Genomic DNA, 9327 nt, shown 5'->3' on the forward strand with positions numbered 1-9327 from the left:
CCCAGGCTGCCTGCGCGCGGGCGAGCGTGTCGAGGGCACCCAGGGCGGCGCCGGCCCGGAAGGCGGCGTCGCCGTCACTCGGCGCGCCGGCGCTTGTGATCGCCCACGCGGGAACGGAGGGCGGCGCAGAGGAGCTGGCGGTCGCGGGATCGAGGCGAATCATAATTTGGAGAGTAAAGTGCCGGTGCGCTTTTCGCCATGATTTTCGTGCCAAAACGCACAGCCTGTCGGATCAGCACAACGACTGATAGTGTTGCATTATCAATCTCTTCACGAGTTCGTCCCTGCTAAGCCATTTGGCCAACAAGTAAGTCTCGACAGGGCACCTTTTTGCGCAGCCGGACGAAACTCCGTTCGGAAATGTGCCGGCTCGCGGCGTAGGAGCCTGCTCAGGTTCAGATGTCATGAAGGCATCTAACGCCCGATCTGCCGCGCAACTTCGGTCCCATATTCATTGCCGACGGGGTATCTGAGGGCGACGTTTTTTGCGGGTTTTTCCTGGTCGGCTTTGGAGGTGATGCTGGCGCCGATTGTCACAGGCTACTTCACTATCTGTTCCTTGACCGATGAGATCTTTTGCGCTGCGGCGCTCCCGTCTTTGCTGTGGGTCACCTTCTGACCCAAGCCCCAACGTACACACGCGGGAGTGTCCTACAAGCCATCGGTTTCGACAGATCGGATGGATTGGGCAGGCGAGCCCAAAAGCTGCGAGCTTAGAGCGGTTATAAATCGTAGTTGTAGCTGTGTAACAAACTGTGTAACAAAAAGCGCGAAAAGACTAGTATTTTCAGTATCATAGAGGTGAAAGGGAATCCCTCCCTCTCCGCCATCAATTTCCCGTAACAGACTGATTCGCAACGATTTTTCTGGATAGCGGCTCTCTTTTGGTACATTCTTGGTACAAAGAGGCTTCCGCACAAGCCCCCATGGATCGACGGCATAAGAACCTCGATCTTATCGTCTCAGCCGCCGCCACGATGGAGGAGGAGATAGAGAACATGTTCGGCTGCCTCCACCGCTTCGAGGAGAAACCAAGAAGCAGGTGAACGAAGTCTGCCGTGGTGATGCCACGATGAAGATCAAGATTGATGCTGCGGCAAAGATTTAAGAGCCCCGCTTTGACAATCGTGACCGGCTTCCTTCGCCCTTCAATTCACTCCGCGTCAGGATTGTCGACAAGGCAGCCTGCACCATGGCATCCTTGGTAGTTGCCATGCACATCAAAGTTTGGCTCTCCCTGCCTGTCAAATTGCGGTCGGGTATCGATTGCCTTGTCCGGATTGTCGACTTTGCATCCGATGCCATGACAACCATTGTAGCTGCTATCGGAGCGGTAGTTACTCGTCGTGTGCCGTCGATTGTGATGATCGTCCGCCATCCCCTCGATCAGAGCGCCGAGAATAGCTCCGCCAACCACCGCGCCGACGTCATGACCGCGATGGTCATACATGCGGGCATTGGGATCAAAGCTGTCGCCACGTCCATGGTGGTAGCCGCCGACATCGGCGAAAATTCCGGAGCAGCCTTGCGCGACCCAAATATATTTGCTGCGTGGATTGTAGCCCCAGGTCCGGTTCAAAATACAAGGACTTCCGGAAGTCTGATGAATGAGTTGCGGCTTGCTCAGCGGGCCCGCCCAGCATTCGCCATACTGATAGTGCCTCGATTGGCATTCGACGGTCGATTGTGCGCGGGCATCAGAGATCATCCACGATGAGCCGAGCGCGAGCAAAGCAATGAACAGGTAACGTAGCATGTGAACCCTCCGGAGTGGTCAACGATCGGTTGCGTCGGTATCATCGAAAATGGAATTTCTTCCGCCAGGTGTCAGTCGTTGATCGCGGTGATCTTGATGGTGTTGCCGTCTCCGACGCCGGAGAACCAGACCTCGCCATCACCGATTGAGACGCCTTGCCAATTGGCGAACAGCGTCGGATAGGTCTGCTTGAGGACGGTCTGTTTGACCTTGGCGGTAACGATCTTGTCGTAATCCGTCACGAAATGCGCGGCGTCGTTTATCTTGATCGCCTTGCCGCCGATCCGGGCGCGGAAGGGATAATCGATCATCGACGCGACGGTCTGCTTGTCACCGGCACTGACAGCCTTCTGCAGCTTGTCGAAGAACTGCTGATAGGTTGTGTGACTGCCGAACAGCGCGTCAAGGGCCTGGTTTGTTTCAGCGGCGGTCTGCGCTGCCGCTGGACCCGCAACGGCGGTACTCAATAGCGCGGCGGAAACCAGCATGAATAGAGAGTGCCTCATCATAGGTCCTTTCACTCGGTGCGTTCAATTGCCAACCCATCAGCCTGGATTTGTCCTTCGGACGTTCGCGCCCTGACTGATGCCGACGGCGAACGGGAAGACGAACGGCATGCCGTCACTGACGTGAACTGATATATAGGCGCGTCCATTGATTTTTTTTATTTCAGTACACGCAAAAGGTGTAAAAAAGAATACCTAAACGTCGATTATGACGGACAGAGATGACGGTTAAGGTATCCAAAACCTTATTCGCGAGTGCTATCGATACGAGCAGCGACGCCTATGTCTTAAATTCTCCCTCTATGACGCAATATCGATAGAAGCAGAAATCTGCCGTCACCTGTGCCGCCGGCGTGGGTATGGTCCAGCGGCATCCGACAGCAAGCGTTTGCCTGCGCCTGTTCAATTCGCCTCACTTCACGATGACCTTTGCTCCCCGCGGCACCAGACTGTAGAGTTCGATCACATCCTCGTTGAGCATGCGAATGCACCCTGAGGACGCTTCAGTTCCTATGGTCCAGGGCTCTGAGGTGCCGTGGATACGATAAAGCGTATCCACGCCGTTCTTGTACAGATAGAGAGCTCGCGCGCCGAGCGGATTGTGCGTGCCGGGCCTGACCATGCGCGGCAGGTCGGGCGACTGGTTACGCATGTCGTCAGTCGGATACCATGCGGGCCACTCCGCTTTGCGCCCTACGCTGGCAATGCCCGACCAACTGTAACCGCTAGCCCCGACGGCGATGCCATAGCGCCGCGCCGTTCCATCGAGGCGGTATAGATAGAGGAACCTCTGCTGTGTATCGATCAACACCGTACCGGCAGGCAAGCGTTCCGGGGGCGTCACATCGACAGGCAGAAAGCGTTGGTCAAACTTGCTGCGATCGACGATGAAGACCTCATGCGGCTCCCTCGCGTAAGCGGCTTTCACGCGAACTAACTCTGTAGCCGTATTCGGGCTACCTTTTCCATCCGCCAGGCAACCGACAAGGAGCGCCGCCAGCGCCAATACAAAGCCCGACCGCACGAACTGGCGGATGCATTCCGGTCTTTCGTCTCTGCTCGAAACCGACCCGTTAATCGAACGGCCAAATGCTAGCGATCCAACTGGAGGAATGCGCACAGGCCGCTTACTCTTGGCTAGCTTCATCTACTGGCGAACCTTTTTCCTGGGCCCGCAACTGGTCGATGTGGATCGGCCGCTTCAGAGTTCGCTTTACTCGGTGAGTGTCATCCGCGACCGATTTCCCCGTCGGCGAAACACCCTGCAGATAGTGCTTCTGCCACTTCATCTCCTTGGTAAGCTCGTCGTTCATCTGCAGCCCGGCCGAAAACCGTCGACGTTCGCTATTCCAAACCTTATGTTCTTTATGGAACTCAGGATCGTCCTCCATCGGACGAATGACCGGCTGCACCTGCTCGATAGCGACACTTGGCATCATGGTGATGAAACAGAAAGGCTCGCCCTTGGCAAAAGTGACAGACCCAGGGCGGGTGAAGCGCCAATTCATGGTGAAACTGAACGGCAGCCAGTTGGTTTCCACCAAGCCGTCCAGGGGCGCGATTCCGTCCTTCATCCGGTTGGGGGAGCCGCGAGCCCACACCATCCAGCCCGGCTCGGTGCGAAACACGTAACCCGGATGAAAGGTTACTATGCCGTGCCCGAAGGTCGAGCTGATGAATCGGTGCGTGACGTTCGGTTCGTTTACATGGAAGGCGATGTCTTTTGTGGTGTTGTATCCGTTCCAAGTAACAGTCACATTTATGGGGTTCAACAATTCCCATCCGCTGGCATTGGCGATTGAAAGCGGCGTGCAACGATAGGCGAAATGCTGGTCGGTCGCATCCATCCAATCTCGCGTCCCCTCCGCGGCGACAAGCTCAGGGGGGTTCGGAGCCTGGATCATACAGTCAAGACGCGGGCCGGTCATACTCTCCGCTATCCTCAAACGATTCGATTCTAAGTTGCTGATCATGCCGCCAAACCGTAGCGGCATGACCAGGACAGAAGGGGGTACTATGGGCCTGCCGGTCCGGTAGGTCCCTCCGGTCCCACAGGCCCCTCCGGTCCGGCAGGTCCCACCGGTCCGGCAGGCCCAGTGGGTCCCTCCGCGCCGGGCGCGCCGGGAGGTCCAGACGCGCCGGTATCGCCGGGCGCTCCAGGTGTCCCGTCCGATCCGGGCAGTCCGACAGGCCCAGCAGGTCCGCCAGGTCCCTCCGCGCCGGGCGCGCCGGGAGGTCCAGACGCGCCGGTATCGCCGGGCGCTCCAGGTGTCCCATCCGATCCGGGCAGTCCGACAGGCCCAGTGGGTCCGGCAGGCCCCTCCGCGCCGGGCACTCCAGGCGCACCAGCCTCGCCGGGTGCGCCAGGCGCCCCTGGCTGTCCCCAAACATTGGTGGAAGGCGTCGGCAAGTTGCCAACGTCTCTTACGATGTGCGATGGAAGGAAGTCGCCACGATCACGCTGAATCAAGGAACGACCTGGCTTGTCGGCATAATAATCGTTCTGACCATCCGTGACCGCGCACTCGAAATTCTGGTCCGGATCCTTGCAGAAAACTGTCTTCGGGGCGCTTCGATCGCCATTGGTGCCGAAGTGGAATCTCAAACCGGCCATCGCAGAAAAATCGCCGCTTGAGGAGACGTCGCTGTTCGTCAGATCGAAGCTGAAATCACTGTAGATAGAAGTCGCTATTCCGCTTCCGAACTCGGTCAGGTACTCGGCGCCGCCAACAAGTTGCGTTCTACCACCAAAGGCGTCGCGATGACGCAGGCCGCCATTAACCTTGAAGTTATCCGTAGGATAGTACCCGACCCTGCCTTCGGCGAACGGACTGACGTCCTCTTCAAGTGAGTTCCATTCTATGCCGGCAAGTCCCTCAAGCGTGGCCCGGCCCAGATAGTACTGGCCTTCAACGCCGAGCTTGCCTTCGACATAGCCGTTTTCAAGAACTCCACCATCATCGTAACCACCTCCGCCATGAAGGTAGCTTCCATACAGACCCAGCGCCCCAACTTTCGGATCACGGCGGAATAGATGCGCGGCGGCACCTGTGAAGTTACTGTTTGGCGTCACGCCACCAATCGCATCCACCTGGAAGCCGTATTTTTCACCGAGCGGGAGCGCCACGGAACCGTCGGTAAAGGCATACGGGTCGTGACCATTGGTTCCCGCGCCGAATCCGACACGCACGTTGGGCGCAGCAACGGCACGAGTGTCGGATTGCGGACTTGACAGGTACATGCGCCTCTCAACCGAGGATAGCGCAGCCATCTCGCGACTCTGGGCCACCGAACCCCTCAGGGTGGCCAGTTCTCCTTTAACCTGGGCAGTCTCGGCGTAGGCGGCCTCAAGTTTGCGCGCCATCTGCTTCTGATTTCGCTGCAGGTCCAAAATCATCTGATAGAGTTGTTCGTTGCTTGGCGCCCCCGCTAGCGCGGGGGTAATCCCGACATAGATGGATGCGAAGGTTAGAATAGAACAACTGGCAAATAAAACTCTCTTATGCTGCCGCATCCCGCACCCCTTCTGCGCACCGCCGCCCTCGTTATCTACCTCGCCACGCGCACGACACATTCCTGTTCGATTGCGCATAGAATGCGAACTATCTAACGAATGCGGATTTATCCAATCCTTTCCTTGAAGTAATTAATCTCGTGATTCCTCACAATCGCAGTAACTGTCATATCATTACACTTACTGTCAGTCGTTTGAGGATGCTCCTCGAATTCCTCCCTGTCCTCTCCCAAATTGATGAGATCGGCAATCTTCTCTCTGGACAGGGTCCGCACGATCATTCTAATCGGTGAAGGCGAAGCCTGACCCTCGAATTGCGTGCAAGGGGAGAAGCATGTCGGATTTCTTGGCTCTTCGACGCAACCGGCTCACGATGGTGTCCAGGTGGGCATAGTTGAAGTCATAGATGTCTGCGCCCATGGCTTCGACGAGCGCGCGGCGATCGACGGTCTTGCCGCGCTCACTGAACAAGCGTTCCAAAAAGTGCCGTTCCGAGGTGGTCAAGCGAAGGCGATGGCCCATGCCGTCGGTAAGCACCCAGCAGCCTTCCTCCAGGGTCCATCGTGGGGCCGGAGACGAAGGGGCGCGGCGCCTGTTGAGACGTTCATTGAGCGTCATCACCGTGGCAGCAAGCTCCCGAACATCAATGGGTTTGACGAGGTAAGCGTCAGCGCCCGCTTCAAGACCATTGAGCCGGTCGTCGATGGAACTCCGGGCCGTCGCCATGACGATCCCGACCGATTGCAAGGCCCGCAAATGGGAAGCTATGGAAAGGCCGTCTTCGCCCTCCAGGCCAATGTCGAGAATGACGATTTCAGCCGGCTTGGCGGCGCAGGCTCGGTAGAGGGCGGCAGCGTTGTGAAATCCATGTACGTTCAGGCCCAATCTGGATAGTCCGAAGACCATCTCCTCGCGGAAATCCCTGTCGTCATCAACAAGATAAACAAGGGGGGCGATCACGAGATCGCCCGCTTGTAGCCTTCTCCGACCATCTACGGACCCCATGCAGCAATCTGATAGCATTCGATTTCATTTATTCGCCGCATTGTCTATATTGTTTGTGTGTCTTGTGCCGCAAACGTTATGGGCGCTTCCGCTGAAACCGACGGACGGCCTCAAGGCTCCGGTTTCACTCAGCGGTCACCTCGCAATCTTTCATGATCCCACCGGCGCGCTCACGATCAACGATATCGTTTCCAAGCGCTCCAACATCCAGTTCGAACCCATCCCTTCGATGCTCACGCGGGGCTACCAAAAGGGCGCAATCTGGGCCCGGTTCTCCCTGTCTGCCTCAACGGCTCCAAGGCAATGGCTGCTGCAGGTAGAACGGCCCTTGATCGAACACATCACGCTGTATGTCTCTGACGGGGCGGGAGGTTATTCGGTCTTGCCCCCTAGCCAACTCAACCTAGGGGATGGAGCAGACGCCGACGCATATCCGGCCGTCTTCCCGATCTCCGTGCCGTCCACTCGAACCGATTATTACATCCGACTCCAATCGTCGACCTCGATCACCACTTCGCTGAACCTTTGGCAGAGTCAAGGCTATGAAGAGTATCGCCGATTCGACGATTGGATCATGGGCATGGTGGTTGGCGCTATTTTCGTCATGGTCTTCACCAATTTTCTGTATGCCGTATGGCTCAGGGATTCTTTATATCTTCTATACATCGCAGTTATCATAGAGTCTGGGCTAATAAGTCTCTTCCACATGGGATATGCATCCGAAGTTCTGATGTCCCTAGAGCCGAAAATCATACACCTAATTTGGGGTATTATCGTTTGCTTATACAGTATAGTCATGATGTTATTTTTGGCTAGACTATTTGAGTTTCACCGTCATTTGATCTGGGCGTGGCGCGTCTCCCAGGGTGTTGTACTGCTCAATGGCATCGCCTTGGCTTTTGCGATTGCGGGACGCTACGGCGACGTCGGGTTTTTCGTATCGCGACTGCAGCAGCTGTCTCTCATCTTCATTTCGCTGCTAGTGCTCTATCTGCTCATTGTGCGGCGACGGTATCAATACCTACTGTCGGCGATTGCATTTTTGGGCGTAATCTCTGTCCTGCTGGTGATGCAGGTGATGTATACTGGGGCCAACCCGTTCCAGCTGGACGGCTCTTTGTCCAGATTCTTGGCCGGCGGGACCGTGATTCACCTGGCGTTGCTCAGCGCAGCCGTCGCAAAGAGAACGCGGCTTGCCGAGCGCAGCTTGAGCGAGGAGAAGGATCGCGTCATCGCAGTGTCGCGGTTGGCCGAGCAGGAGCTGACTGTCAAGGTGCGCGAAAGGACCGCAGAGCTTGGGGAAAGAAACGCCTCGCTCAAGGTGGAAGTGGATCGACGTCACCAGCTTGAACTCAAGCTCAGGCAGGCTCTGGACACCGCCAACGATGCTCTGGCTCAGCAGCGGGACTTTGTGGCCTTGGTATCTCATGAGTTTCGCGGCCCCTTGGCCGTCATCTCTGCCGCCGCCGACAATCTGTCATCTTCTGCAGGTGAAAGCGCCGACAATATCAAGTTGCGCACCACAAGGATCCGCCAGACCGTCAAAAGGATGTCATCGCTGATTGAAAACGTCCTAGCCTTCGACCGGCTCAATGGTGGGCAGAAAACTCTTCCCACGATCAAGATGTTCGACCTGAATGAGGTTTTGCACGCCGCCGAAGCGGGGTTGGATGATGCTGCGGCCGGACGTGTTAGCTTCACTCACGGCGACGAAGTGATTGTGAAAGGTGACCGCAACCTGCTGGAGATTGTAATACAAAATCTGATCCAGAACGCCCTGAAATACTCATCGGTGACCAGCTCTGTGACGATCCGGCTGTCGACTGAGCAGGGCGTGGCGTTTGTACACGTGGTGGATCAGGGCTCTGGCGTAGCGCCCGACGACCACGAGTTCATATTCATGAGGTACTATCGCGCCGCGGGCCAATTGGTAAACGGCTCCGGTTTAGGGCTCTACATTTCACGCGAGATCGCCCGGCAGCACGGCGGCGGTCTCATACTGGCCGCCAGCGACATCAACGGGTCGACATTCCGCCTCTCACTGCCCGTCGAGGGGAACTGGCCTGCCCCTGAAAAGTGACCCTCCCTGACGTATGGCTTTTGGGCCGAACCAGGACTGAAGAAATGGTCGGAAAGAGACACAGTTGCGGCCGCTCATTGTCTACCGTTAACCTCCGGTAAACCTTGCGGATCTGGTAGAGAGGCGGCGGAAGAGCCGCCCGACCCAGGACACTCTGGCCTTCGCGGAGGCCGTAAAGCTTCGGCGATGGGCAGGCCATTCGGCATCTCCGCACATGGCGTCCGCAAGCGCAGCCAGCCGCTGTGAATTTGCCAGCCGGTTTAGCCCAAATGGGGGAAGAGGCCCGGCCCAAGGTCTCGTAATGGTTGGTTCGCCCAGCCAGTTAGGAGACCACTATGCGCAAAGCCTCTCTCGCCATCACAGTCGCCGGCACGGCCTTCTTCGGTCTTTCCACTGTCGCATCGGCATGCGTGTCGATGGACGGCAACTTCGTCGTAAACAACTGCAATTATCGCGTCATGGGAAA

At 57.0% G+C, this 9327-nt stretch carries 7 protein-coding genes; 1 reads left to right on the top strand and 6 read right to left on the bottom strand.

What is annotated here, in order from left to right; translation table 11 throughout:
- Positions 1 to 1153: 1153 nt before the first annotated feature.
- The 6 genes from EN939_RS03030 to EN939_RS03055 all read right to left on the bottom strand — a co-directional run bounded on the left by EN939_RS03030 (position 1154) and on the right by EN939_RS03055 (position 6736).
- Positions 1154 to 1756, bottom strand: coding sequence for a DUF3011 domain-containing protein (locus tag EN939_RS03030; RefSeq protein WP_127266888.1), 603 nt, complete (start codon positions 1754 to 1756; stop codon positions 1154 to 1156).
- Positions 1757 to 1827: 71 nt separating this feature from the next.
- Complete coding sequence (locus EN939_RS03035) at positions 1828 to 2244, bottom strand: hypothetical protein (protein WP_245465926.1); 417 nt, start codon at positions 2242 to 2244, stop codon at positions 1828 to 1830.
- A gap of 430 nt (positions 2245 to 2674) precedes the next feature.
- Positions 2675 to 3409: a L,D-transpeptidase gene (locus EN939_RS03040; protein WP_127266890.1), complete on the bottom strand. Its 735-nt coding sequence runs from the start codon at positions 3407 to 3409 to the stop codon at positions 2675 to 2677.
- On the bottom strand, positions 3390 to 4235 hold the full coding sequence (locus EN939_RS03045; protein WP_306254310.1) for a DUF6065 family protein: 846 nt from the start codon (positions 4233 to 4235) through the stop codon (positions 3390 to 3392). The genes EN939_RS03040 and EN939_RS03045 overlap by 20 nt, the downstream gene beginning before the upstream one ends.
- Positions 4236 to 4276: 41 nt before the next feature.
- Complete coding sequence (locus EN939_RS39670; RefSeq protein WP_206520367.1) at positions 4277 to 5659, bottom strand: collagen-like protein; 1383 nt, start codon at positions 5657 to 5659, stop codon at positions 4277 to 4279.
- A gap of 399 nt (positions 5660 to 6058) precedes the next feature.
- The gene (locus tag EN939_RS03055) at positions 6059 to 6736 is read right to left on the bottom strand and encodes a response regulator transcription factor (RefSeq protein WP_236382927.1); all 678 of its coding nucleotides are present in this window, start codon (positions 6734 to 6736) and stop codon (positions 6059 to 6061) included.
- Between the two features lie 43 nt (positions 6737 to 6779).
- Here EN939_RS03055 and EN939_RS03060 point away from each other — a divergent pair, with 43 nt between their 5' ends.
- Complete coding sequence (locus tag EN939_RS03060) at positions 6780 to 8861, top strand: sensor histidine kinase (protein ID WP_127266893.1); 2082 nt, start codon at positions 6780 to 6782, stop codon at positions 8859 to 8861.
- Positions 8862 to 9327 lie beyond the last annotated feature (466 nt).

The sequence above is a fragment of the Mesorhizobium sp. M7A.F.Ca.CA.002.05.1.1 genome (assembly GCF_003998335.1).
Lineage (GTDB): Bacteria > Pseudomonadota > Alphaproteobacteria > Rhizobiales > Rhizobiaceae > Mesorhizobium.